Below are 24,511 nucleotides of genomic sequence, written 5' to 3'. Positions count from 1 at the left end.
GACAGATTAAAAGAGAATTCCCAGGTGGATGGAGACCGTATTTATCTTCACGTTGGCCCGGTCGTTTTTGGTCACATCGGTTAACCCGGAGGTCCAGCGGATACCTCCTAAGAAAGCAGTACTTCCTCCCAGTTTATATTCGACACCAAGACCTGCATGATAAGCCAGATGAAACAAGTGAATGTTGTCACGGATATCCTCCTTATCCATAAAGGCCTCGTTGGACGTGGCTTTCCCATTCAGATTGAACATCGGATTGAAGCCCAGCTGAAAAAAGAAGGTGCTGTATCCCAGTTCTTCGGTTTTCAGTTTAAGCCCGACCGGGATATCCAGGTACTGCAGATTCAGTTTTACAGACTGAACGGGTTCCACCAGCAGGGTCTCGCCCCCGGAGCTGAACTCGGTGGAATCGGCATAAAGCAGGTTCCCTCCCAGGTTATTAATGCCCAGTCCCAAAGTAAAGGCATAATTCTCTGCGAAAAAATAATCCATATGCAGTCCGGCCTGCAGGTGAAAGACGGAACCATCGGGTTCAACAGTCTCTTCATCCGAGCTGAACCAGGAGAATTGCGGGTCCGCATGTAAATTGAATTTTATATTTGACTGGGCCTGAACAGAGATCATTCCTCCCAGAATAATGGATATGGCTAATACTCGTTTCATCCGAAATAATTTAGATTTTAAATGCTCTCTTGTCACTTATCAGAACTACAATTACCTTTCACCTGGCTTGTTTGTGTAATTATTATAACGTACGCTGCATATTTTATATTTTTGTCTGGCGAAATAGAACTCAAATTTAATGATTATGATGAGACCTGTCCATGGGACCCGGCTTTTTCTGTTGGGCATCGCCCTATTGATAACCGCATGCAGCAGCGATCCCCTGGATGTTGATATTTCAGGAATTGACTTACAGCTTGAACTGGAGCGTTTCGACAGGGATCTGTTTGAAATGGATCAGGATACCATAGATGCTGCCATTGGAAGCCTATACAGGCGATACGGAGATTTTTTTGATGTGTTCAATGTTCATGTGATCAGCATCGGACAGGCCTCCTCCAGAAGATACTCCTCCTACTTATCCATGTTTATCAATGATCCCACCAACAGAGAGGTATTTGAGTACACCAATCAGGTCTTTGCCTCCACCTCTGAAACTGAATCTGTTCTGAGTGACGGATTCCGGCACTATCTGTATCACTATCCCGATTCGGCGGCTCCCCGGGTGGTGGCTTATGTGAGCAGGTTCAACCAGGGGCTTTTTACGGTGGATCGTTTTGTGGGGATTGGCCTGGACCAGTACCTGGGGAGTGATTGTGACTATTACCAGCAGATGGGGCTGCCCCGTTACCTGGCTCAGAAAAAAGAGCCGTGGCGAATACCTGCAGATGCGATGCTTGCCTGGGCCACCCAGCTATATCCTTTCAATGACTCAGTGGATAACGTACTTTCCAGGATGATCTATTTTGGACAGCTGGCCTGGTTTGTCGGAGCTATGTTCCCTGAGCTGGAAGAGCAGCTGATTATGGGCTTCACCGATGACCAGATGAAGTGGTGCAGGAACAATGAAAAACAAATGTGGACCCACCTGGTGGAGGAGAAGTTACTCTTTTCCACCGATCCGATGAACATCCGTAAACTGGTGGAAGATGCGCCCTATACCAGATTTTATACCTCCGAATCGCCCGGAAGGGCAGCGGTATGGCAGGGCTGGCAGATTATTAACGCCTTTGCGAAAAGGAACCCGAAACTGACAGTCCCCCAGATCATGGCTGAACGTAATTACCAGGAATTGCTCAGACTCTCGAAGTATGATCCATAAGCGGATTCTGACAAAAAAAATGAGGCTGTCCCTTTTGACAGCCTCATTTAATACCTGAGAATCTTATATAATAAGCTTACCTGTATCTGGAAACCCTGTCGTCGCTGATCACTCCGCTCCAGTTTAATCCGAAAGCAAAGTCATACACATGGCCGTCAGCGTCGGTGTAGCACTCCATATCCCTGGGGACATCCTCAAACTGCTCTTCGACGGTCTTCATGGAAGCCGGCATCTGGAATGGCAGAAGGGCCGAAGGTTCGGCTTCACCGGAAACCAGATCCAGCAGGGCCTGGTCCTGCACACCCATATGAACCAGGATGGCGTCGGCCAGGGGTTCTATTTCTTCAAATACCATGGGTTTGGACACGTTGACCAGGACGATCACCGGCTTCTCACCCATCTGGTTCCGGGTCTCCACCACCAGGGTCATATCGGGGATGTTCAGAGCGGTAGTGGTTTTGTTTTTGTAGCTGCGGTTGGTGAAATCCTCAAAGGGACTTCCACCGGCCAGACTGGTCTCGCGGGCATACTCTGCCTTGTAGGGACCGTATTTCAGTGAAATGGGAACATAGCCATTGCCTCCCTTCTCCCGGTCCGCACCTTCATATCCGACCCTTCCATCGGGACTGGAGATTCCTACAAGCGCGAAATCGGCCTCCTCAGGCTTGTCCACCACCTGGTAGTATTTGGCTACGATCTCCTTGCTGAAAGCATCCACCCATCTGTCCGGAGCGGTCTGTCCGAACCAGTTTCTTCCTCCGGGGACAAAGCGCTGGGGAATGTAAACCTTTAATTGCTTCTCCAGGGGAAGGGCCTGTTCATGGTTTTTCAACATGACCACCGTACGCAACTGCGCTTCGTATCCTGCTTTCATGTATTCGGGATTCCCCACGATTTTTGCTGTCTCGTCCGGGACCAGGTAAGGATTTTCAAACAGACCCACCTGGAATATATTGCGCAAAAGCCGGATGGCCGATTTTTCAAAACGGGCTTTCATATATTCCTCTCCATGTTCGGCCACTCCTATCTTGTATGCTTCCAGCACCGGCCCCATGTCATTGTTTCCGCCAAACTGATCCCCTCCGGCCTCGATGACCTTGTAATGGCGCTCGGCCACACTCAGGGTTTCCACGCCCCAGGATTTTCCCGAGAACTCCTCCACGCTGCTTACATCTCCGGTAACGCCCCAGTCCGTACATACCACGCCATCGTACCTGTACTTATCGCGCAGGAGGTCAGTAATGATATATTTGTTGTAGGCATTGCCCACATTTTCCCCGTATTTGGTATCGACATCGGTGGAAATGGTGTAGTAGGGCATCACCGCGGAGGCCATGCCGGTGGCTCCCTCCAGTTTAAAGGCTCCTTCTGTAAAGGGTTTCAGATGGTCCTCCAGATTGTTACCCGGATAGACCGCATAGGCCCCATAGCCAAAGTGTCCATCACGGCCCCCCTCTTCGGGTCCTCCCCCCGGCCAGTGTTTGACCATGGCATTTACGCTGTGATATCCCCATCCATTCAGGATCTCATCTTCACCGGTGGAAGTCTGAAAGCCATCCACATAGGCACGGGCCAGATCGGAAGCTAGGTCCGGATCTTCGCCCATGGTACCGCTGAAACGGCTCCAGCGGGGTTCTGTGGCCAGGTCGATTTGCGGCGAAAGGGCTGTGGCAATTCCCAGTGCCCGGTATTCTATCGAGGCGATTTCTCCGAATTGTTTCATCAGCTCCGGATCAAAGGAGGCTGCGATTCCCAGGGTGGCCGGCCACATGGAAATGGTCCCGCCGGAACCGGCATTGTATTCTGTATCGGCCACGCTTCTGTGGCGTGGGTCTGAACTGGTATTCACCGGAATACCCAATCCCAGTCCCTCCGCCAGTTGCTGGGCGTTGTTGTTCCACTCTGCGGCAATTTTGGGACTCTCCACAGAGGTGATCAGCACATGACGCAGATGGTCCTCGGAAAGGAATTTCACCTGGGCATCGGAAAGATCGGAGGGCGCGGCCCCGCTCTCCGGAAAGGATTTACCCCCGTAGGTTGCGCCAAAGCGGCCACGGCCTCCGGCCGGAATAGCCTGGTGACCGCTGTAAAGCATCAGTCCGGCCATTTGCTCCACGCTCATCTGGCTGACCAGGTCCCTGGCCCTGTCGTCCACGGCCTGCCTCCAGTCTTCATAAACGTCGAGTTCACCATTCTTGTTCAGGTCCTTAAAGGCAAAGCCATTATTCTCGATCAGAGTCACTCCGGAAGCGGAAGAAAACCCCAGGGTCTGGCCGCCTTTGTTTTGGACGATGGATATACCATTTTGGTCTTCAACGGTATATTTGGGGCCGCATCCGCTCAGGGTCAGAAGGGCGAGCCCTGTAAAAAGAAGTAAAAAGGTGTTGCATGTTTTCATGGTCAGTTGATTTAGTACAGGTTGAGCTTAGTGTTATGAGAGTTAGACAGATTCGAAGGATGAAAGTTTAAAGCAGGATATGAAATAAAAGAGCATGCGTGTATAGCTGCAGGAAGCTTCAGTTCGTTTCCTGAAAGCGTAGTATTTTTTGATTAAACTACCCGAATCAAGACATATACCATACTGTTACGAATCCACTATCCTGGTGCCGCAGATCTTGCAGTAACGGGCATCCTTATCGTGTTGTTTATGTCCACAATTTGTGCAGCTTGCCGGTCTGCTATTCAGGCTCGCTTTTGCAGCCTTTCCCATTTCCACGGTTATGATCCCGGTGGGAACCGCAATGATGGAGTAACCAGTGAGCATAGCCATGGAGGCTATGATTTTTCCCAGAACCGTGACCGGGGCAAGATCACCGTAGCCGACAGTCGTCACAGTCACAATGGCCCAGTAAATACTCTGAGGAATGGAGGTAAATCCGTTCTCCTCGCCTTCAATCAGGTAGAGGATAGAGCCCAGGATCAGAACCAGGCTCATCACGGCACCGAAAAATACGATTATTTTATGGATGCTCATTTTCAACGCCCGCACCAGAATGGCAGCTTCACTGATATATCTTCCCAGCTTTAACACCCTGAACATTCGGAGCAGCCTGAGCGCGCGGATGGTAAGCAGGAAGGTGGCTTGATCAGAAATCAGTCCCAGATAGGTGGGAAGAATGGCCATAATATCAATAATCCCGTAAAAGCTGCTGATATACCTCCATGGCCGGGGGGAGCTATATATTCTCAGTAAATACTCCAGACTAAAAACAATGGTAAAAAACCATTCAGTGGAAATAAAAATCTGGTGATGAGCTTCCATGAGAGAGGAAACACTCTCCAGTATTACTACAGTGACGCTCAGAATAATCATCCAGAGCAGCAGCACATCAAAGGTTTTTCCGGCCCGGGTATCGGTGCCGAAAATGATCACAAATATCCTGTTCCTGAGATTCATCTCAGAACAAAGTTATAAAAAAAGACCGCCCCTCGGGAGGCGGTCTTTTTTTCATGCTTTAATATCCCGACCCTATTCCGGGCTGATTGCTTCAACGGGACAAACATCTGCGCAAGCGCCGCAGTCAGTACACAGTTCAGGGTCTATTATATAAATATCTCCTTCGCTTATTGCTTCAACCGGACATTCATCAATACAGGTGCCACATGCAGTACAATCATCTGAAATTACGTAAGCCATATCTGTTTTTTTTAATTCCTACGCAGCAAATTTAATTTCAAATTTCTATTAAGCAATCCCTGTCAGGGATTTATTTTTTCAAAAGGCTCTATTTTGAGTAATTCTACAGCCAGGTAAGACATCAGTGAGATTCCGGTACGCAGGCCAGATTCGTTAGCTCTGAACTGAGGAGTATGGAGGGAATAAGGCTGGCCGGAACCAGGAACCCCGACTCCAAACCGGTACATCATGCCGGGGATATCCTGAGTAAACCAGGCAAAATCTTCCGCAGTCATCCGGATATCCATATCCTCCACCTTTTCTTTTCCCAGCAGCTGAATGGCCAGTCTTTTGGATTCCCTTGTTATCTGTTCATGGTTTTTCAGGAAGGGGTAACCATGTCTGACCTCCACCTCCACAGATCCTCCACCGGCGTAGGCAATATCCGTGGCAATCTCTTTGATGTGTGTGTGCGCTTCTTTTCGCCATTCCTCGTTCATGGTCCGGAAAGTACCCTCCATGATTACCTCATCCGGAATCACATTCATAGCACCATCAGCCAGTACTTTCCCGAAGGAGAGAACTGTGGGAGAATCCCGGGGAGCCAAACGCAAGATCTCCTCCTGAAGGGAGAGAAGGATCCGGGAGGCCATTAAGACCGGGTCCCTGATCTGTTGACGCAATGCAGCGTGCCCGCCTTTACCTCTGACTCTTATATAGATCTCATCATTGGCTGCCATATAGACCCCTGGTTTGAAACCCACGTGTCCGGCATCCATCTCGGGCAGAACGTGCTGGGCGATAATCATATCTGGTTCCCGTCCTTTAAAGACCCCTTCCTCCAGCATCCGTTTAGCTCCGCCCGGGATTCGCTCTTCGCCTGGTTGAAAAACAAAGAGGATCTCTCCTTTAATCTCATGTTTCAGTTGTGATAAAATACGGATGGTGCCAAGCATGGAAGCCATATGCATGTCATGACCACAGGCATGCATCACCCCGCTGTGCTTTGAGGTGTAAGGAAGCCCGCTCTTTTCCGAAATGGGCAGGGCATCCATATCAGCACGGAGGGCGATCCGTTTGCCCTGACTTGTTCCCTTGATTTGGGCCACGATACCGGTGTTTACATGTGGAAAAGTGTAGCCGATTCCCCACCGGTCCAGAATTTCCCTGATCAGTGCGGAGGTCTTGTACTCCTGAAATGAAAGTTCGGGATACTGGTGAAGCTGACGACGGATAGAGATAATCTCTTCCATAAGAGTGTCGGTCAGGGTGTGGGCTATCAGCTGCTCCAGGTTCATCAGTGCTAATACGGATTTAAAAATCCAGACTCAGTGAGAGATAAAACATTCTTGGCTGCACCTGCATGTTCTCCACTCCCCAGGCCCAGTCCAGGCGGATAAAATATCCCAGCAGCTGGCTCCTGACCCCAAATCCGTATCCGCCAACAATTGGATCCCTGTTTGCATCAATGGTAATGGTCATGGGGCCATTTTCGATAATTTCCGTGTTCCAGGCATTGTCATCGTTAAACGGATGAAGGCCGGTCCATGCGGTACCAACATCGGCAAATCCGACCACCTGGAAATTGTTAAGAAAACCCGATCCCAGAGGGTGACCAGCCAGGTAGCGGAAGATGGGCCACCTGAGCTCTGTATTGATGACCAGGAAGTTGCTTCCATTCCTGATATTTTGTGAGAAGCCCCTGAGATTTGTTGCAAGAGCCTGATAGGCATAATTCCGGGAGTAATCTATGGCTACTGATTCATTGAAAGTGGGGGTCCTGGACTGGTTCAGGTTGACCCAGTTATCCACACTTCCCAGGTAGTAGATCAGGGGACTCCGGCCAAAGGAGGCGCTTCCTGCGATCCTGTTGGCCCAGATCAGCGAACGGTGGATCCTGGTATAGTGCCTGAAATCGGCTCCGATTACAAACAGGTCAGATTTAGCCGCATTTATCTGGCGGTATGCTTCACCGAATACTTTCCATCGCATACCGCTGTACAGATTGGTCCCCAGTTTCCTGGTATTATCAAAGATTAACTCCCCTTTTACCCCTCCCCAGACTTTCAGTATATTCTCTTTGTTGAGATTTTCACTGTTCGTGGAGAGGAACACGGAGTTGTCATGTCTGAAGGAGGCCGTTCCTTTCACAGCCAGGGTCTGGCTTATGGGATACTTCACGGAAGCCAGTAGTTCATGCGTGAAGGTTTTGACCCAGGTATTGTAATCGATATAGTTTTTAAACACCTGGCGGTGAAAAATCAGTTGTTTATCGAGTTGCTGTTTCAGGTTTTCAAAACTAAGCAGGTATTCATTGCTGTCAAAATCTGTGGAAAAGCGGACACCTCCCACCAGCCGGTAATCTTCAAACAGGTCATTGGCCCCCACTTTGAACAAGAGGTTCAGACCCGGATTAAAGTAGAAGGCCCCACCGGTGAAGGCCTGGTAAGAGGCATTCAGGAAACTGAAGTCGATCTGGTTAACCAGCTTGTTGGGATAGAAGGAAGTAGTGTAATCGATATACACCATTTGCTTGTTCTCCATAGAGTCCAGCACCAGATTCAGATTCCTGTTTCGGAGTTGGTTATTGTAGTAATTTAGCTTTTCCCGCTCAAAGATGTACTTATTAATATCGATCTTAAACTCCTGCAGGGCTATCGTATCGCCCTCATGAACCAGTTGATTGTTGGCAATATCCTTCATGGAAATAACCTTCTTTTCCACGTGATGGATGGAGTCTTCCGTGGTAAGCCTGCTCACATGCCGGTCCCTGTATTCAGTAGCTTCCAGTTTATTTCCGTATTTCCGGTCAAATTCCATGGGATATTTATACATATGATACCTGCGATCGTTGTAAATGATCTCGGCAATCTCCTGGGTTTCCGTATTGATGTCGTGCGACAGAATATTACGTTTATAATTGGAAAGAGGGAAACTGTTGGCAAAATAGCGGTAGTGAATGGTGGTGTCGACCAGGCTGATCGTGCTGTCGTATCTGGCATAATAGCGGTTAACAATCCCATTCTTGTCGCTCAGGTAAAAGAATTCGTTGTGACCTGGCGAAAGGGGCTGTGTATGATTGATATAATTTCCTTCTGATATTTTCTGGAGTTCGGGGCTCCTGTTCGCATAATCATATACAAATACCGCATAGGCGGTTGTCGTATTGTTTTCAGGATCGTTTTCCAGGTAAAGAGTATCGCTTCTGCGGTTCGAGACAAAGGAGATGTTGTTCATATTGTTTATGAACTTCGGATTGAAATCGTCGGCCAGGTCATTGGTGATCCGGTCATTGGTCGATGCAGCGATATCAAAGACCCAGATATCGGTCTGACCGTCAACCACCGCGGAGATGACCAGTTTTCGTGCATCTGGTGAGAAGCTAAGGTCCAGTACTTTTTCAAAATAGAGCAGGTTCCTGGTAGTGATCTGTTTAGTCTCCAGGTTATAAACATGGAATTTAAGCTCACCCTTCTCTTCGCTCACAAAACCCAGAATTTGTGAGGAGGGGTGCCAGGCGATTTCAGGGAAGGAGTAATCATTAATCTGGTCCAGTTTCTCCCCCCTTTTATAAATTCTCTTAGACTTGCCTGAGCTTTCATCGTGTATCCAGATCTTGTATTGACCCTTCTGGTTAGTCACATAGGCTACCATGCGGCCATCGGGACTAATCCTGATATTCTGGTAAACCCTCCTTTTATGGGGTTTCTCCAGTATTTTTCCCTGATCCGGGAGCCCTGCACGTTCTTCCGTGGAGGTATACAGGCCCAGGTAGTAGGCGGTCCAGTCTATGGAAAGCTCTTTGAGTTTGCTGCCCAGAACATAGTGAAAGCCGCTCTCGGCACTCTTATTGATTTTCGTTATGTATAGTATCTGTGGGATGATGGAGGCTCCGTAGAGGTCGGCAACATACTTCCAGAAGGAGTGCCCGGCATAACGGGCATCATCGTCCTGCAGGTTGACAAACTTGCGGTATTTATTGGAAACAATCCCATCCTTAACGCGGTTCTCCAGTTCATAGTCCCAGGGATTGGAGACAAAAGAGATCAGGCCCTCCAGGTACCATTCAGGCAGGTTGATCATGGTGCTGCTGGTCAGATTGTCCCTGACCCCATTCCCATACATCATTTCAGTCAGCAATACCTCTGCTATGGCAGCCCTGATCTGCCGCTCGAAGTTCATATGATCGCCGTCAAAATAGAGGAACACTTTGTTTTGAATAATTTTTGTGGTTCCCCCGATATTATACTCCTCGGCCTCGGAGACCAGCCCTATATTGCTCTGCCTGAAATCTGAAAGTTTGTTATAGGTCAGGAAAATTAGACGCCGCTCTATCTCGTAATCGAAAAAGCGCTCGATCAGAGCCAGTTCTTTTTCAACAAAATCGGCCACATACAAAGAGAGATCGGTCCCGTTTTCGTAAGAGTAAACATCAAATCTCTCAAAACGATAATACTTCCAGTACCGGTTGTTATACTGTACTCTGTTCTTTCCGAAGTTCATCTGCATCCCGTTATAAAACTGGGCAGACAAATTTGCAGAACTGAGCATCAGGAACAACAGGAGCCCTATTCTAGCAACGCTTCTCATTTCCTGTTTTGGCATTTTAAAAGTAAGCATTATTCGTAAAACAGAGCTTTTAATCCCGGCCCGATTTTTGTACTCCTAAGGGTACCTCAAAAATTATGCAACTATTTTTGGTTTATTTGTGTTAATTTTACAGTTGTGAATGAATCTAATTATTTTATTAGCGCATAAATATAAATTTTTGGAATATGAAACGGAGATTTTTGTTGATCTGTTTGGCCGCTTTCATGATGCCGCTGATGTCACAGACGGTACAGCCCAAAATTTCATTTAACGAAATCGAGCACGATTTCGGTAAATTTAGAGAAGCGGATGGGAAAGTAAGCTATAAGTTTGAATTTGTTAATACGGGGGGTAGTGACCTGATCATTCAAAATGTTTCGGCGTCCTGTGGTTGTACGGCACCCAGATGGACGCGGGAGCCGGTTCCTCCGGGCGGGAAAGGCTATGTAGCCGCCACGTATGACCCGGCTGGCAGGCCCGGTGCATTCAGGAAATATGTGACCGTGATCTCAAACTCCAATCCTGGAAGTGTGAGGCTGACCATTGCCGGAGAGGTGGAGCCCAAACCCAGAACTATAGAGGATGACTACAGGTATGCCATGGGCCCCCTGCGCCTGCAATCTAATCACCTGGCTTTTGGCAATCTGAAACATACTGCCAATACCGAGAAGCAGCTGGAAGTTATTAATAATTCGGATGAGAATGTGAGTGTGGCTTTTCAGAGGGTCCCCGGCCATGTGACCATTAAGATGGAACCTGCCACGCTGAAACCCGGACAAAAGGGCATGATCATTGCCGGCTACAGCGCACCTGAGAGAAATGACTGGGGATTTGTAATCGACCGCATGCCGCTGGATATCAACGGGAAAACGGAGAGAACCTACAGCCTGGTCGTCAGTGCTAATATTGAGGAGGATTTTTCTGCGCTGAGCGAAGCAGAACTGGCCAGGGCCCCGGTGATCCATGTGGATGATACGGAGTTTCAGTTTGGGAAGATCAGTCAGGGAGAGAAGGTGGAGCATACCTATGTGCTGAGCAATTCCGGCAAATCAGATCTTCTTATCAGGAAAGTGAAGGCATCCTGCGGGTGTACAGCCGTTCAGCCTGAAAAAAATGTAATTGCTCCGGGTGAATCGGTTAATATCAAGACGGTATTTAACTCCGCCGGCAAGCTTGGGAACCAGAACAAAACGGTTACAATCATAACCAATGATCCCAGGAAGAGTAAACTGATCCTGTGGGTCAAAGGAGAAGTTATTAAGACCAGCTAGCGGGATCGCTTTTCGGGGTACCCGCTGCCCGGGATTATTATAAGAGGGACTCTATGGCTTCGCGGAGTTCATCACCACGCAGGTTCTTGGCTGTGATAATCCCGTTCCTGTCAATGAGTACGGTATGCGGGATCGCCGGCACCCCATAAAGTTCTGCTCCCTCTGAATTCCAGTACTTCAGATCTGAAATATGGTTCCAGACCAGATGATCATCTTCGATGGCTTTTATCCAGCTGGCCGAATCCCGGTCGAGGGATACTCCCAGGATATCGAAGCCCAAATCGTGATACTCATGGTAAATCTCAACCACTTCCGGATTGGCCCTACGGCAGGGACCGCACCAGCTGGCCCAGAAGTCGATCAGCAACACCCCACCCTGGTGAACATCCGAAACTTTCAGGATTTCGCCTTCCGGTGTTTCCAGTCCAAAATCGGTATAGGGCTGTCCGATATTCACCGCCTTCATTCTTTCCAGTTTTCCGTACATGTAGATATACTCTTCCATCTGGTGAAGAGGTGCATCCAGTCTGGCAAGAGCTGTTTCCAGTCCTTCGGTATCCAGGGTATAGAAGGTGTTCCTCAATGCAAGTACGGAAGCATAGGATGCTGGATTCTCCGCGATATAAATTGAGTCCATGGCATCCTGTTTTTCATAAAGGGCATAATATGCCTCTCGCAGGCTGTCACTTTTTGCAGGATTTTCAGGATCGGGACTTTTTCGGAGCTCAGTCACCAATTCGTTCATTTTTTCCCTGACGAGCTTCAGTGTTTCATTATAGTTATTCAGGTCACTCTGGGGTTTACTATCTGTTTCAATCTCGAAATCATCCATGTTCCCCCGAATGGAATAATTGCTGTTATCCACCAGCAAGCGGATGGATCCCTCGGCATCCTCCACGGTCAGGTACATGGTAGTTACACCCTTAACACCTTTCTTAAGTACTGCAGCCGAACCGGCTTCCGCCAGGACAGAATCGTGGGTCACATAATTCCGGTCTTCCCGGGCCAGTAATTTGATCCATTTTCCTTCGGATCCCTCCAGGCTGACTTCGATGTTGTAAGTCTCATTTTTTTGATCACAGGCCTGCAGGGCGATGATGGCCAGCATGATCCAGATTAACTTGCGCATATCAAATTGAGTTTTGTATGGAAGCGCAATGATACAACTAATTCTTTAAGAGGGGAAGAGTCAGAAAGAGGAATTACCTGATTTAAATTTATTCAAGATAGCAGAGGCGGCCATGAAGGCAGTAGTGCGCCCCTCGGAAATGGCTTTTTCGTGAATTTCCAGCTCCTTTTTCAGTGCTGGATCATTAAATACCTGCTTGTACAAGCCATCCCTGAGTGTCTCATACATCCAGTATCTGGACTGCTCCAGCCTGCGTTCTTTCAGAAAGCCGCTTTTTGATACCAGGGAAGCATACTCCTGTATCATTTCCCATATTTCAGTGATCCCAATGTTGTAAATGGAGGAACAGGTCTTTACCTGGGGAGTCCAGCCAGAGCGCGCAGGTGGAAACAGGTGCAGTGCATTGGCAAACTCGGCCTGTGCCCTCCGGGCTTTTCCCATATTATTACCATCGGCTTTATTGATTACAATGGCATCGGCCATTTCCATAATTCCCCTTTTTATGCCCTGCAGTTCATCCCCAGCCCCTGCCAGCATGACCAGAAGGAAGAAATCGACCATGCTGTGAACTGCTGTTTCGGATTGTCCGACTCCGACTGTTTCCACGAAAATGGTATCGAAACCAGCCGCCTCGCAGAGAATTATGGTTTCCCTTGTTTTTCTTGCAACTCCGCCCAGTGTGCCTCCGGTGGGTGAGGGGCGTATATAGGCCTGGTGGCTTCCTGCCAGCTCCTCCATCCGGGTTTTATCGCCCAGTATACTGCCCCTGGAGCGTTCGCTGCTTGGATCAATGGCCAGCACTGCCAGCCTGCCCCCTTTACGGAGTACATGCTTACCCAGGGATTCAATAAAGGTGCTCTTCCCCGCTCCGGGAACCCCTGTGATGCCCACCCGTAAGGCTGATCCTGAGTAGGGCAGGCAAGCCGCAACAAGCTCCTGGGCGGTCAGAAAGTGGCTTTCCAGGGAACTCTCCACGAGGGTGATGCCCTGACCCAGCATGCTGATGTCTCCCCGGCGGATCTCCAGGAGCAGTTCATCGCTGGTGTAGGGCCTTTTCTTAGCCTTTTTACGTTGATCCACGGCCCGCTGGTTTATGGAACCCGGTTGCGGGACACCTTCAGAGACTGATAGGGCAGATATATTCTTCTTACTCTCGTGCATCGGATTGTCAGGGAATCACGGAATACTTGGGTATGGTGTACTTATTTTTGAAATATTCATAAATGGCTATCTGAGCCCTGATATCGGGACCTTTGGTAATGATCCTCTGATTTTTCAGATTTTCATCTATCTCGCAGGCTTTCACATTATCGGAGAGTTGAAGGTTCAGTATATCCAGTAACTCTTTCTTCAAATCCGGATCGTAAACCGGGAAGACGCACTCCACCCGGCTCCGCAGGTTTCGTTTCATCCAGTCGGCCGATCCCAGGTAGATCTGGTGGTCCCCATCATTCAGAAATATAAAGACCCTGGCATGTTCCAGGTACCTGTCCACAATGCGGATGACCCGGATGTTCCTGCTATAGGGCATTCCTGTCCGGAGTGTGCATACGCCTCTGATAATCAGGTCCACCTTTACACCGGCTTCACTGGCCCTGTAGAGGTTGTCCACCATCTCTCTGTCCTGCAGCCCGTTCATCTTCAATAGGATATACCCGATTCTACCCTGTTTCACATTGCTTATCTCTTTGTTGATCAGCCTGGTAAATTCCGGAACCATATTAAAACCCGGCACCATTATATGTTTTAAATCGGGACGGATCTCCTGATCCTCCAGGTGCCTGTACAACTCTTTAACCTCACTGACAACTTCAGGATTGGAAGTGAATAAACCGTGATCTCCATAAAGGCGGGCTGTCTTCTCATTGAAGTTTCCGGTTCCGAGATAGGCCTGATCTCCGTATTTCGTACCCTTTTTACGGATAATCAGGGCGATTTTGGCATGTACCTTCAGCTTGGGGATGCTGTAAATGATGCGAATTCCCGCCTTGGTCATTTCATAGGCCCATTTCAGGTTGGCCTCCTCGTCGAATCGGGCTTTCAACTCGACAAACACAGTTACTTTCTTTCCGTTTTCAGCGGCTGCAATCAGGGAATTAACTACCACTGAATGATCCGATACCCGGTACTGGGTGGCTTTAATCTCTTTAACACTGGGATCGGTGGAAGCTTCCCGGAGGAACCTCAGGTAGTGCTCAAAGGGCTGGTAGGGAACGCTTAAAAGAAAATCTTTCTTACTGATCAGACTGGCAATGGGTTTTTTCTGGTTGGCCAGAGCAGGGATGGGTATGGGCGGCAGGCTTTGGATCTCAAATTTGGGATAGGCAGGATTCGGGAAACTGAAAAAATCTCTGAAATTGTGCCGGTCTCCACCCATCACCAGGATGTCTCTGGGGATATCGAAGGAGGTGACCAGGTATTCCAGAAGTTTCTCCGGCATGGCCCTGTCGTACTGGAAACGGTTGGGTTTCCCAACCGATCGGACCGACCTGATCCGGTCGATGGCGTCAATGAGATCCTCTCCCTCATAGTCGTCATACTCCATATCGGCATCTCTGGTCAGTTTTAAAGAGTAAGAATCTTTGACATGGTATCCGGGAAAAATAGCATCGATGTGCTTCATGATCACATCCTCCTGGAACATGATGTAATGCTTGCCGTCCTTTTCGGGCAGTTCCAAAAATCTGGAGATATTATGATCGGTTGGAATTTTTATCATTCCGTAGCGTTCCTGCTGTTTATGCTTATTGCTGTCTTTACTGACCATCTTAAGGGCCATGTAGGGCTGACCGGTCTTCATGAAAGGCCGGACCTTCTTTTTTACCAGGAGAACTGGTTGAATGGATGTGATGATGGTCGAATAAAATACCTCCCTGATAAACCTGTGCTGTTCTTCGGTCAGCTCATCCTTTTCATTTACGACGATGATATTGTTTTTCCGAAGCTCCGGAAGGATCTCTTCCTCAAAGATCAGGTGGAAGATCGATTGCTGGTTGGTCACGATCTCATTGATCTGCCTGATAATGCTTGCCGGGTTCACCTCCCTGAAGTGTTGTTTGGGAAACTCCCCTTCGTGCCGAAGCATCTGTTTGTAATAACTCACCCTTACCTGGTAAAACTCTTCTGTGTTATTGGAATAGATAGCCAGGAATTTAATACGTTCATACAAAGGCAGAGTTTTATCCATGGCTTCCTGAAGCACCCTGAAGTTAAATGAGAGCCAGCTGATATCGCGGTTTGTGTATTCGTATTTGCCCATTGAGAGAAGATATATCTGCAAATGTAATGATAGTTTGTAAACTGAAGCGCATGAAATAAGCCATACAGGTCCCATTTTACCTGGAATTTGAATGGAGTATATCCCGTTTTTTTTTAATTTAGTAAAAAACTCCCTGACATGGAAATATTATCTGATCCCGCGGTGATATGGTTCCTGGTCGGACTGGGCCTGCTGCTTCTGGAACTGGTCCTGCCCGGCCTGGTCATTCTGTTCTTTGGTGCCGGGGCATGGGTAACGGCACTGGTTTGCGCCATTTCTGATATTTCTCTGAATGGGCAGATACTGATCTTTCTGGTGGCCTCTTTACTGGGGCTGGTTTTACTCCGGAAATACCTGAAAAAGAAATTCTTCAGCCGGTCCGATAAGGAAACCGACGATCAGCTGGAAGAGTTTATTGGCAGAAAAGCCAAAGCTGTTGATGATTTCAAGGACGGAGCCGGAAAGGTTGAGTTTAAGGGGACACGCTGGTCTGCCATATCCGATGAAGCTGTCTCCAAAGGCGACTGGGTATTTATCCGCAGCAAGGATAGTCTTACCCTTAAGGTCGGTAAAGGCTCATAATCACCTTCATTCTCGATTTTATAACAATCTAATACAATCTTATGGAAATGAATGCACTCACCCTTGTGTATGCCGGATTGATCTTCCTGGCACTGATTCTCCTTTTATCCTCCATTAAAGTGGTCCCCCAACGCAGCGCCTTTATTGTAGAACGTTTGGGCAAATACCGGGTGACCCTGACGGCCGGTTTTAATATCATTGTTCCCTTTATCGACCGGGTACGCTACCGCCATACCCTGAAGGAACAGGCCATTGATGTGGCCTCACAGATCTGTATCACCAAAGATAATATCTCGGTGGAGGTTGACGGAATCCTCTACCTGCAGGTGATTGACCCTATGAAAGCCTCCTACGGGATCGATAATTATCAGTTCGCATCCATACAGATTGCACAGACCACCATGAGAAGCATTATTGGAAAGCTGGAGCTGGACCGGACCTTCGAAGAACGGGAGACCATCAATAACAGCATTGTGAATGCGGTGGATAAGGCCAGTGATCCCTGGGGTGTTAAAGTGACCCGTTACGAGGTAAAGAATATCATTCCTCCCCAGAGCATTAAGGATGCCATGGAGAAACAGATGCGTGCCGAACGTGAAAAGCGCGCCGTAATTGCCGAGTCGGAGGGAGAAAAGCAGGCCAAGATCAATGTGGCTGAAGGTTCCAAGCAGGAGCTGATCAAGAATTCGGAAGGGGAGATGCAGAAGCGGATCAATGAGGCTACAGGCAAGGCCTCGGAAATTGAACAGGTGGCTGTGGCCACTGCAAACGGGATCAGGGCCATTGCCATGGCAATCAATGAAAAGGGTGGAAAGGATGCAGTGAACCTGAGGATTGCTGAACAGTATCTTCTTGAATTTGGGAAACTGGCGAAGGAGTCCAATACCATGATTATGCCTTCCAACCTGGCCGATATTTCCAGTATCATTGCTACGGCAACCAAGGTCTTTGATGCAACAAAAGAATCCTGATTGTTGATTTTTTTTTCAAAACCCGCCTTGTAGTTTTGGATATAGTTATACTTTTGCCTGTTTAGCAGATAGAGGAGCTTAAGATGGGTGTAGTATGAGCGGTCGATGGATTAAAACAGCGGTATTGTTATCAGTAACGGTGCTGCTGTCCGCAATGACTATTTTTGTTGCCAGCGGATCCAAATCTTTGGATACTCCTTCGGTACAGATGACGGAGCAGCCGGTTGCAGAGAGGATCCCGGTCCCCCTTGCCCCGCCAATCAGGGAATTTGTCCGGTTCATGGAACAGGAACTGGATAGCAGCTCCACGGTGGGAGCAGCTTTTACGATCGTTCATGCCGGGAAGATAGTCTATACGGGGACATACGGAGAGCGGGAATATGGAAGCCGGAAAGAGGTGGATGAGCATACCCTATTCAGGCTGGCCTCTGTATCCAAAGGATTTGCCGGGGTTTTGGCCGGAATGCTGGAGCAGGATGGTGCTTTCTCCCTGAACGACAGGGTCGTGGATCACTATCCGGGATTTTCCCTGAAGGATTCCGTCAATACAGCCGGTCTTACCATTAAACACCTCCTGAGCCATACCTCGGGATTGGTACCTTATGCTTTTGATAACCTGGTGGAGGCAAACCAGGAATTATATACCATCATAGACCACCTGGATGAAGTGGATATCTCGGCGCCCCCCGGGGAACTCTACGGTTACCAGAATGTCATGTTCAGCATGTTTGATCCCATTGCCCGGAGAAGTACGGGGATCCCTTACCCCGTGCTCTTGCAGGAGAAGATATTCAAGCCCCTGGGAATGAGGGATGCTTCGGCCGGCCCCATTGAACTGAATGAGAATTCAAATATGGCTTTCCCTCATGTGAGGACCAGCAAGGGGTATGTTGCACTTCAACCGCATGAGGGTTATTATAACGTATTGCCTGCAGCCGGGGTCAATGCAAGTATCTCTGATATGGGGCAGTGGCTGCTGGCCTTACTGGGCCATCGGAAAGAGTGGATGTCCGAAACGCTTATCAGTAAGATTTCCACTCCGGTGATATACACTCCTCTGAAATGGCAATACACCAGGTACTGGAAGCCTTTCAGGGAACGTTACTATAGTCTGGGATGGAGAATCTATCAATACCAGGGAAGAAAAATCATTTATCACGGCGGATATATACGGGGTTACAGAGCGGAGATCGCATTTTGTCCCTCCGAAGATGTAGGTATTGCCTTCCTGCAGAACTCACCCAATGACCTGGCGTCCCGTTGTGTGCCCGCATTCATGGATTTGTTCCTGGAATCCATCTAAAATCAGCTTTATTACCTTAAAAACAGTTCAATCGTGGCTTCATGAATCCGGCGGATTTTTACTGATTCATTAAACCCTAATTCGTTTTGCTTGTTATAATCTCGTAAATTCGTGAGATAACAAAAACCCAAGCAAAATGAATTTTGATCTTATTGTGATTGGCAGTGGACCCGGAGGTTATGTGGCGGCTATTCGTGCCACCCAGCTAGGATTGAAAACTGCAGTGATAGAACGTGAATCCCTGGGAGGGATCTGCCTGAACTGGGGATGTATTCCCACCAAATCTTTGTTGAAGAGTGCCCAGGTATACGAGTACTTCCTGCATGCTGCCGACTATGGCATTGTGCTTGATGGCTCGGTAAAACCAGATTTTGAAAAGGTGGTCGGACGCAGCCGGACGGTTGCCGAGGGTATGAGCAAGGGGATCCAGTTTTTATTTAAGAAGAATAAGATCGAAGTGATCAAGGGCACCGGGAAATTAAAAGCTCCAGGTGTTGTTGAGGTGAGCGATAAAGACGGAAAAGTCACGGAAGTAAAAGCATCTCATATTGTTCTGGCAACCGGAGCGAGATCCAGGGAGCTTCCCAACCTGAAACAGGACGGGAAGAAAATCATCGGGTACCGGGAGGCCATGACCCTTCCTTCCCTGCCTAAATCCATGGTGGTTGTTGGTTCAGGGGCGATCGGCAGCGAGTTTGCGAACTTCTATAATACCATGGGGACAGAAGTGACCCTGGTGGAGTTTCTGCCAAATGTGGTTCCATTGGAGGATGAAGAGGTATCCAGGCAGCTGGAGCGCTCTTTTAAAAAGTCAAAGATGAAGGTCATGACCTCCTCTTCGGTGGAGTCCGTCGATACTTCCGGTAAGCTCTGCAAGGTAAAGATAAAGACCCCCAAAGGCGAGCAGGAGGTGGAAGCGGAAATTGTTCTTTCCGCCATTGGAGTGACCCCCAATGTGGAGGGTATCGGACTGGAAGAGCTTGGAATTGAGATGGAAGCAGGCAAGGTAAAGGTGGATGACTACTACCGGACCAATGTAAACGGTGTTTACGCTATTGGAGATATTGTGGGTGGTCCTGCCCTGGCACACGTGGCTTCGGCAGAGGGAATTACCTGCGTGGAGAAGATTGCCGGGCATCATCCGCAGCCCGTGGATTATACGAATATTCCAGGTTGTACCTATACCAGCCCTGAAGTGGCTTCCGTGGGGATGACCGAAAAAGCTGCAAAGGATGCAGGTTATGAGTTGAAGGTGGGTAAATTTCCCTTTTCCGCTTCCGGAAAAGCTTCTGCTGCTGGTGCAAAGGATGGATTTGTCAAGCTGGTTTTTGATGCCAAATACGGGGAATTGCTCGGGGCGCACATGATTGGTGCCAATGTGACTGAAATGATCGCCGAACTTGTAGTGGCCCGGAAACTGGAGACCACCGGAGAAGAGATCATCAAAGCGGTCCATCCGCATCCCACCATGTCGGAGGCCATTATGGAAGCTGCCGCAGCCGCTTACGGGGAGGTTATACACATCTAGACCTGAACCCGGGTATATACTGCCGGGAGGATCAATAGTCCGGCTCGTCCACTTTCCCCATAAACAGAATGGACCGGCTGCTCTTTTCTGTGATGGCAAACAGGAAGGGGCGGTCCAGACGAAGTTCCTTCAGAGGCCCGACAGAGGTTACTCCCATGACGACCGCTGTTACAGCAGCAGCCTCGGTTCCTTCTTCATTCACCTTGATATAGGTCTTGTGGATCACATCTGAAATGAATAGAGGAATGGGGCTGATTCCGTTAAAGTCGGCCTGGTCTGTAAAGGGTATTTCCAGTCCCATGGCTTCCAGATCCTCCTTCAGTGAACGTTTAAATTCGAACTCGAATCTGGGAAGGAAGACCATAAACTCTTCCTGTTCCTGGAAACTGTCGATCCAGCTTTGCCAGCTTGCACCATCCAGCTCCTGCACCAGCTGGTCTACGGAGCTCTCTGCGGAAGGGAGGAACAGGAGCATATTGAATTTTCCGTTTTTGTAAGGTAGTTCTATGGCTCTGAAAGAGCTGCCCTCTGCCACCATAAAGTTACTTTCCATCTGCATCATATCCACCTTTCCGAAAAGGCTTCCGTCTTCGTTGTAAAAATTTTCCTGACGGGTATTTTCCGGGTCAAATTCCACCTCCCATACACAGTTAAAGTAGAGGGCATTGATCAGGAACATCATCTCTTCAGGATCAATGGCATCGATGATCTCTTCGATCTTGCCATGTGTCTGGTCATTCACCCAGTCGTTGATGGTCTTAACGGCATCGGCCCTCCCGAAGTCAAGCTCATTTACTTCCGCATCAAAATAGTGCCTGTTTAAACTGATGAATTCGGGTTCCACCGGGAAAGCCTCCCTGTACCATATGGAGTTTGCGATCTCCAGGAGGTTGCCATCGACATTGGTGACCAGTACATGGATCAGCTCTCTGGTGATCTCATTGATCTCTTCCCGGGTGAGCCCTTCATAGTTCAGGACCTCTTCAAAGGCCTCTCTGGTGGCGGTCCCGGCTCCATTATAAGCCATGCCCAGTGCGATGCTGACAGAGGTCGGAGAGATCATCACATTAGGCTCCTCTTCTGCTGTCAATACCGTTTTAAGAAGCTCCAGGCCGAATTCATTGTTGGTTTCGATAAGCCTGGCAGACTTAAGATTGTAGTCGAATTCCGGAGCTATTATTTCCTGGCTGCAACTGCATCCCAGCACAGAGAGTGCCAGGGAATACAGGAGGATAAATCTGTTTGGTTTCATGTTTCCTGCCTATTAACGTTGTTTATACTACGAATACGCTGCTGCCATATGGTGATCCGGCAGGTCCTTTTCAAAAATAAGACGTATCAGGACAGCTGCAGGTTGCGTACGCAACCTCTGTAAACTCATTTGCATCCTGTTCCTGTGATATTGGATGTGAAATCCTGCCAATTTGCATAAATTTGTCTCGGAGGAAAACTGGATTGGCAGATACGCTGGATATATTATTAAAGAAGTGCAAACGTGGTAAGGCAGCAAGCCAGGAGGAGCTTTACAGGCGTTTCGCTTCAGCCATGTATGGTTTGTGCCTGCAATATGCCACCAGCGAAGAGGATGCCCAGGATATTTTGCAGGAGGGGTTCATTAAGGTATTTACGAAACTGGATCAGGTGAAGAATCCGGCTGCCCTGCCTGGCTGGATCCGCAGAATCATGATCAACACGGCACTGGAGAAATACCGTAGCCAGATCATTCTCCAGCGGGTCGATGAGGTGAAGGAGGAGTATGATAAGGAAAGCGGGGAGGAGGCCCTGGACAGGATCACCAGCGAGGAGCTGGTGGGATTGATTCAGACTTTGACCCCCAGGTACCGGATGGTTTTTAACCTGTATGCCATCGAAGGATACTCACACCAGGAGATCAGTGAAGAGCTGGGAATCTCTGAGGGGACTTCCAAGTCGAACCTTTCCAGAGCCAGGGTTATTTTGCAGGAGAAGGTCAGGACCATGTATGGATCAGCATTAGTAAAATGAAGGACCAGTCAGATATGAACAGAGCAACGCTGAAGGATAAGCTGGTAAATTACCGGGTGGATCCGCCGGAAAAGGTTTGGGAGGGTATTTCCGGCCAAATCCATGACGGGCGTAACAGGAAGAGGATCTATATCCTGCTGCTGGCCTCGGCAGCATCTATTGCATTGGTTGTTACCCTGGGAATACACTATTTTAGTCCCGATCTGCCCCGGGAGGACTCTTTGATAAGTGAGACGGATGCAGAAGGGCCTGCCGGACCAGATAAGCCTACAAATCTGGAGCAGAAGGTCGTTGAAGCCCTGGCTGCGTTTCCTGAGGATTCAGCGCTTCCTGCCGCCAGGCAGATTGCCATGGCCAGAGATGAAGCTGGTGAGACGCCAGTGAAAGCAGGGCGTGAAATGGAAACTCTGACTGAGGCGGCAAGCGGGAGGCCGGCTGAACAGGAAGCTGAACCGGAAATAAGGGTTAAAGCGGCCACTGTAAGCCCCTCAGAACCTGAACCGGTGAAACATCCAGGCATGGACCCTCTTCCGGATTCAGTCCCTGATCTTCAGCAGGATCCCTTCCCGGTAAGCGTTCCGGAGCGGAAGAGGGATCCCCGCTGGATGCTGGGTGCTTCCCTGTCGCCCCTCTACAGTTTCCGTGATGCTGAAGCCGGAGTTGTCCCTGACAATCCTGCCGAGACCGGAGTGCTCTCATATTCTACCGGTGTCCATATAAGTTACCGGAGAAATTCCAGACTCGCCTTCGAAACGGGGATCTATTACAACAGAACCGGTATTGCTATCGGGGCCACTGGTATCCAGGTATTTAATCAGATTTACGATGAAATGTTCTTCGGAAACGGAACAGAACAGGCCGATATAAAGACTGTGAGTAATTCGGTGGGCAATATTGTTGCCTATTCCGGAGATATCTATATGAACGGATACAAGATCAATGCTGAAAACAATTCAGCAGCATACTCAAACGGAGTCCTGAGCCAGGCAGAGGCTTCTGAAGCGGGTATCCGGCAGCATCTGGATTACCTGGAGGTGCCTTTTAACCTGCGTTATTCGCTTATTGACCGGACCATTGAACTACAACTTGTGGGTGGCATGAGCACAAATATCCTGGTCGGAAATTATGTGACCATGGAGACCGCTGCGGGAAGGGAGGAGATTGGTTACCTTTCCAATGTAAACACCTTTAATTATTCGGGCAATGCAGGCCTGGGGATGATCTATCATCTGGGAGGGAAACTCAGTCTTATGGTAGAGCCCAGGTTCCGTTATTTCATCAACTCGATCAACGATGCCACCCTTCCTTCCACCAGACCCTATTCTCTGGGGCTTTATACCGGCCTTAGCTACACCTTCTAGCAGCTTTCATCTCTTTCTTTAGCAGAATGGAAACAAAAAAGTAATTTTACACGTTGCTGTAGAAAAGGATTTTCATTTTATTTTGAGAAATTATGCTTTGGGAGAAGAAGGAGAGAAGGGCAAAACATTCCCTTTTCATTGTGTTATTCACCATCACAGCTATGCTGGCGGTTGGACTGGCGGCTACAGGTTTTACCGGAGCCGGACCGGGCGAGGCAGAGCCTGAAGATAAAGAGTCGTATACGGTTTACGGGGTGCAGGTCCCCGGCCAGGTTACATTTGCGGGTGAACCGGTTCCCCTGGACCTCTTTGATGTCAGCGAGGCGCTGGACAGGGAGTTGCTATCCAATACATATTTTCATTCCCAGACCATCAGGCTGATCAAGATGGCCAATCGCTATTTTCCTCAGATCGAACCGGTGCTCAAGAAAAACCTGGTGCCCGATGATTTCAAATACCTGGCAGTGGCTGAAAGTGGCTTAACACAGGAAGTCTCTCCCGCAAAGGCTGTTGGATTCTGGCAGCTGATGAAGGGTACAGCCGAGGACTACGGACTGGAGGTGAACTCCGAGGTGGATGAGCGTTATCATGTGGGAAAATCCACAGAGGCAGCCTGTCAGTACCTGATTGATTCCTTTGAGAAATATGGCAACTGGACCATGACTGCCGCATCATATAATGCCGGGAGAAGGGGAATGGACCGGCAGATCGACCGGCAAAAAAAGGACAATTATTATGATTTGCTCCTGAATGAAGAGACCGCACGCTACCTGTACAGGGTTTTGGCTTTTAAACTTATCTTTGAAGACCCTGCGGCCTATGGTTTTAAGCTGTCAGATAAAGAAATGTATCCCGAAATTCCTGTATATACCTTGGAAGTGGATTCTACCATAGCTGATTTCGTTGATTTTGCAGAAGCCCATGGGACCAATTACAAGATTTTAAAGTATCTGAATCCCTGGTTAAGAGATATTCAGTTAACTAATAATTCCCGAAAGAAGTACGAGATTCTGATCCCGGAACAAGGCTTTCGCCGCAGTGATGCATGGGACCCGCATAAGTAAGAGGGAAA

Annotated in this window: 19 protein-coding genes; 9 read left to right on the top strand and 10 right to left on the bottom strand. The window is 48.6% G+C overall.

The annotated features are described in order from the left end of the window. Nucleotides 1-6: 6 nt before the first annotated feature. Nucleotides 7-663, bottom strand: a complete 657-nt coding sequence (locus tag P1P86_08910) for a porin family protein (GenBank protein ID MDF1575294.1) — start codon at nucleotides 661-663, stop codon at nucleotides 7-9. A gap of 145 nt (nucleotides 664-808) precedes the next feature. Between P1P86_08910 and P1P86_08905 the strand changes: the two genes are divergently transcribed. After that, nucleotides 809-1,825 (top strand): hypothetical protein, encoded by a 1,017-nt coding sequence (locus P1P86_08905; GenBank protein ID MDF1575293.1) that lies wholly within the window; start codon nucleotides 809-811, stop codon nucleotides 1,823-1,825. Between the two features lie 76 nt (nucleotides 1,826-1,901). Here P1P86_08905 and P1P86_08900 read toward each other — a convergent pair whose 3' ends face one another. From P1P86_08900 to P1P86_08880, 5 genes are all read right to left on the bottom strand, one after another. After that, complete coding sequence (locus tag P1P86_08900; GenBank protein MDF1575292.1) at nucleotides 1,902-4,223, bottom strand: glycoside hydrolase family 3 N-terminal domain-containing protein; 2,322 nt, start codon at nucleotides 4,221-4,223, stop codon at nucleotides 1,902-1,904. A 186-nt stretch (nucleotides 4,224-4,409) separates the two neighbouring features. Further along, complete coding sequence (locus P1P86_08895; GenBank protein ID MDF1575291.1) at nucleotides 4,410-5,222, bottom strand: ion transporter; 813 nt, start codon at nucleotides 5,220-5,222, stop codon at nucleotides 4,410-4,412. A 72-nt stretch (nucleotides 5,223-5,294) separates the two neighbouring features. Further along, nucleotides 5,295-5,462, bottom strand: a complete 168-nt coding sequence (locus P1P86_08890; GenBank protein MDF1575290.1) for a 4Fe-4S binding protein — start codon at nucleotides 5,460-5,462, stop codon at nucleotides 5,295-5,297. A gap of 62 nt (nucleotides 5,463-5,524) precedes the next feature. Further along, nucleotides 5,525-6,739 carry a M20 family metallopeptidase gene (locus P1P86_08885; GenBank protein MDF1575289.1) on the bottom strand — a complete coding sequence of 405 codons (1,215 nt, stop codon included), beginning with the start codon at nucleotides 6,737-6,739 and terminating at the stop codon, nucleotides 5,525-5,527. A gap of 16 nt (nucleotides 6,740-6,755) precedes the next feature. Next, complete coding sequence (locus tag P1P86_08880; protein ID MDF1575288.1) at nucleotides 6,756-10,031, bottom strand: hypothetical protein; 3,276 nt, start codon at nucleotides 10,029-10,031, stop codon at nucleotides 6,756-6,758. Nucleotides 10,032-10,216: 185 nt separating this feature from the next. Between P1P86_08880 and P1P86_08875 the strand changes: the two genes are divergently transcribed. Beyond that, entirely contained in the window at nucleotides 10,217-11,302 is a 1,086-nt protein-coding gene (locus tag P1P86_08875; protein MDF1575287.1) for a DUF1573 domain-containing protein, read from the top strand. Nucleotides 11,303-11,339: 37 nt separating this feature from the next. Here P1P86_08875 and P1P86_08870 read toward each other — a convergent pair whose 3' ends face one another. From P1P86_08870 to ppk1, 3 genes are read right to left on the bottom strand one after another with little or no spacing between them, the layout of a single operon-like run. Beyond that, the gene (locus P1P86_08870) at nucleotides 11,340-12,431 is read right to left on the bottom strand and encodes a TlpA disulfide reductase family protein (protein ID MDF1575286.1); all 1,092 of its coding nucleotides are present in this window, start codon (nucleotides 12,429-12,431) and stop codon (nucleotides 11,340-11,342) included. A gap of 60 nt (nucleotides 12,432-12,491) precedes the next feature. Beyond that, nucleotides 12,492-13,592: a methylmalonyl Co-A mutase-associated GTPase MeaB gene (gene meaB, locus P1P86_08865; GenBank protein MDF1575285.1), complete on the bottom strand. Its 1,101-nt coding sequence runs from the start codon at nucleotides 13,590-13,592 to the stop codon at nucleotides 12,492-12,494. Between the two features lie 7 nt (nucleotides 13,593-13,599). Beyond that, nucleotides 13,600-15,690: a polyphosphate kinase 1 gene (ppk1, locus tag P1P86_08860; protein MDF1575284.1), complete on the bottom strand. Its 2,091-nt coding sequence runs from the start codon at nucleotides 15,688-15,690 to the stop codon at nucleotides 13,600-13,602. A 138-nt stretch (nucleotides 15,691-15,828) separates the two neighbouring features. Here ppk1 and P1P86_08855 point away from each other — a divergent pair, with 138 nt between their 5' ends. The 4 genes from P1P86_08855 (at nucleotide 15,829) to lpdA (ending at nucleotide 20,074) form a co-directional block, all read left to right on the top strand. After that, entirely contained in the window at nucleotides 15,829-16,272 is a 444-nt protein-coding gene (locus P1P86_08855; protein MDF1575283.1) for an NfeD family protein, read from the top strand. A gap of 41 nt (nucleotides 16,273-16,313) precedes the next feature. Continuing rightward, the gene (locus P1P86_08850; GenBank protein MDF1575282.1) at nucleotides 16,314-17,243 is read left to right on the top strand and encodes a paraslipin; all 930 of its coding nucleotides are present in this window, start codon (nucleotides 16,314-16,316) and stop codon (nucleotides 17,241-17,243) included. A gap of 154 nt (nucleotides 17,244-17,397) precedes the next feature. Next, entirely contained in the window at nucleotides 17,398-18,546 is a 1,149-nt protein-coding gene (locus P1P86_08845) for a serine hydrolase (protein ID MDF1575281.1), read from the top strand. 136 nt (nucleotides 18,547-18,682) lie between these two features. Further along, nucleotides 18,683-20,074: a dihydrolipoyl dehydrogenase gene (lpdA, locus tag P1P86_08840; GenBank protein ID MDF1575280.1), complete on the top strand. Its 1,392-nt coding sequence runs from the start codon at nucleotides 18,683-18,685 to the stop codon at nucleotides 20,072-20,074. A 31-nt stretch (nucleotides 20,075-20,105) separates the two neighbouring features. Here lpdA and P1P86_08835 read toward each other — a convergent pair whose 3' ends face one another. Further along, the gene (locus tag P1P86_08835; GenBank protein MDF1575279.1) at nucleotides 20,106-21,326 is read right to left on the bottom strand and encodes a serpin family protein; all 1,221 of its coding nucleotides are present in this window, start codon (nucleotides 21,324-21,326) and stop codon (nucleotides 20,106-20,108) included. Between the two features lie 182 nt (nucleotides 21,327-21,508). Between P1P86_08835 and P1P86_08830 the strand changes: the two genes are divergently transcribed. From P1P86_08830 to P1P86_08820, 3 genes are all read left to right on the top strand, one after another. Beyond that, nucleotides 21,509-22,078: a sigma-70 family RNA polymerase sigma factor gene (locus P1P86_08830; GenBank protein ID MDF1575278.1), complete on the top strand. Its 570-nt coding sequence runs from the start codon at nucleotides 21,509-21,511 to the stop codon at nucleotides 22,076-22,078. A 14-nt stretch (nucleotides 22,079-22,092) separates the two neighbouring features. Then, entirely contained in the window at nucleotides 22,093-23,439 is a 1,347-nt protein-coding gene (locus P1P86_08825) for an outer membrane beta-barrel protein (GenBank protein MDF1575277.1), read from the top strand. Between the two features lie 92 nt (nucleotides 23,440-23,531). Beyond that, entirely contained in the window at nucleotides 23,532-24,503 is a 972-nt protein-coding gene (locus P1P86_08820; GenBank protein ID MDF1575276.1) for a lytic transglycosylase domain-containing protein, read from the top strand. Nucleotides 24,504-24,511 lie beyond the last annotated feature (8 nt).

It is taken from the genome of Bacteroidales bacterium, assembly GCA_029210725.1.
Taxonomy (GTDB): domain Bacteria; phylum Bacteroidota; class Bacteroidia; order Bacteroidales.
This window is presented reverse-complemented; position numbering and strand designations above follow the sequence as displayed.

Excerpts from the sequence above, each read along its gene's own strand:
- P1P86_08820 (MDF1575276.1), top strand. The coding sequence starts at position 23,532 with ATGCTTTGGGAGAAGAAGGAGAGAAGGGCAAAACATTCCCTTTTCATT.
- P1P86_08880 (MDF1575288.1), bottom strand. The coding sequence starts at position 10,031 with ATGAGAAGCGTTGCTAGAATAGGGCTCCTGTTGTTCCTGATGCTCAGT.
- P1P86_08870 (MDF1575286.1), bottom strand. The coding sequence starts at position 12,431 with ATGCGCAAGTTAATCTGGATCATGCTGGCCATCATCGCCCTGCAGGCC.
- meaB (MDF1575285.1), bottom strand. The coding sequence starts at position 13,592 with ATGCACGAGAGTAAGAAGAATATATCTGCCCTATCAGTCTCTGAAGGT.
- P1P86_08875 (MDF1575287.1), top strand. The coding sequence starts at position 10,217 with ATGAAACGGAGATTTTTGTTGATCTGTTTGGCCGCTTTCATGATGCCG.
- ppk1 (MDF1575284.1), bottom strand. The coding sequence starts at position 15,690 with ATGGGCAAATACGAATACACAAACCGCGATATCAGCTGGCTCTCATTT.
- P1P86_08905 (MDF1575293.1), top strand. The coding sequence starts at position 809 with ATGATGAGACCTGTCCATGGGACCCGGCTTTTTCTGTTGGGCATCGCC.
- P1P86_08845 (MDF1575281.1), top strand. The coding sequence starts at position 17,398 with ATGACTATTTTTGTTGCCAGCGGATCCAAATCTTTGGATACTCCTTCG.
- P1P86_08890 (MDF1575290.1), bottom strand. The coding sequence starts at position 5,462 with ATGGCTTACGTAATTTCAGATGATTGTACTGCATGTGGCACCTGTATT.
- P1P86_08910 (MDF1575294.1), bottom strand. The coding sequence starts at position 663 with ATGAAACGAGTATTAGCCATATCCATTATTCTGGGAGGAATGATCTCT.
- P1P86_08900 (MDF1575292.1), bottom strand. The coding sequence starts at position 4,223 with ATGAAAACATGCAACACCTTTTTACTTCTTTTTACAGGGCTCGCCCTT.
- P1P86_08850 (MDF1575282.1), top strand. The coding sequence starts at position 16,314 with ATGGAAATGAATGCACTCACCCTTGTGTATGCCGGATTGATCTTCCTG.
- P1P86_08825 (MDF1575277.1), top strand. The coding sequence starts at position 22,093 with ATGAACAGAGCAACGCTGAAGGATAAGCTGGTAAATTACCGGGTGGAT.
- P1P86_08895 (MDF1575291.1), bottom strand. The coding sequence starts at position 5,222 with ATGAATCTCAGGAACAGGATATTTGTGATCATTTTCGGCACCGATACC.
- P1P86_08835 (MDF1575279.1), bottom strand. The coding sequence starts at position 21,326 with ATGAAACCAAACAGATTTATCCTCCTGTATTCCCTGGCACTCTCTGTG.
- lpdA (MDF1575280.1), top strand. The coding sequence starts at position 18,683 with ATGAATTTTGATCTTATTGTGATTGGCAGTGGACCCGGAGGTTATGTG.
- P1P86_08885 (MDF1575289.1), bottom strand. The coding sequence starts at position 6,739 with ATGAACCTGGAGCAGCTGATAGCCCACACCCTGACCGACACTCTTATG.
- P1P86_08855 (MDF1575283.1), top strand. The coding sequence starts at position 15,829 with ATGGAAATATTATCTGATCCCGCGGTGATATGGTTCCTGGTCGGACTG.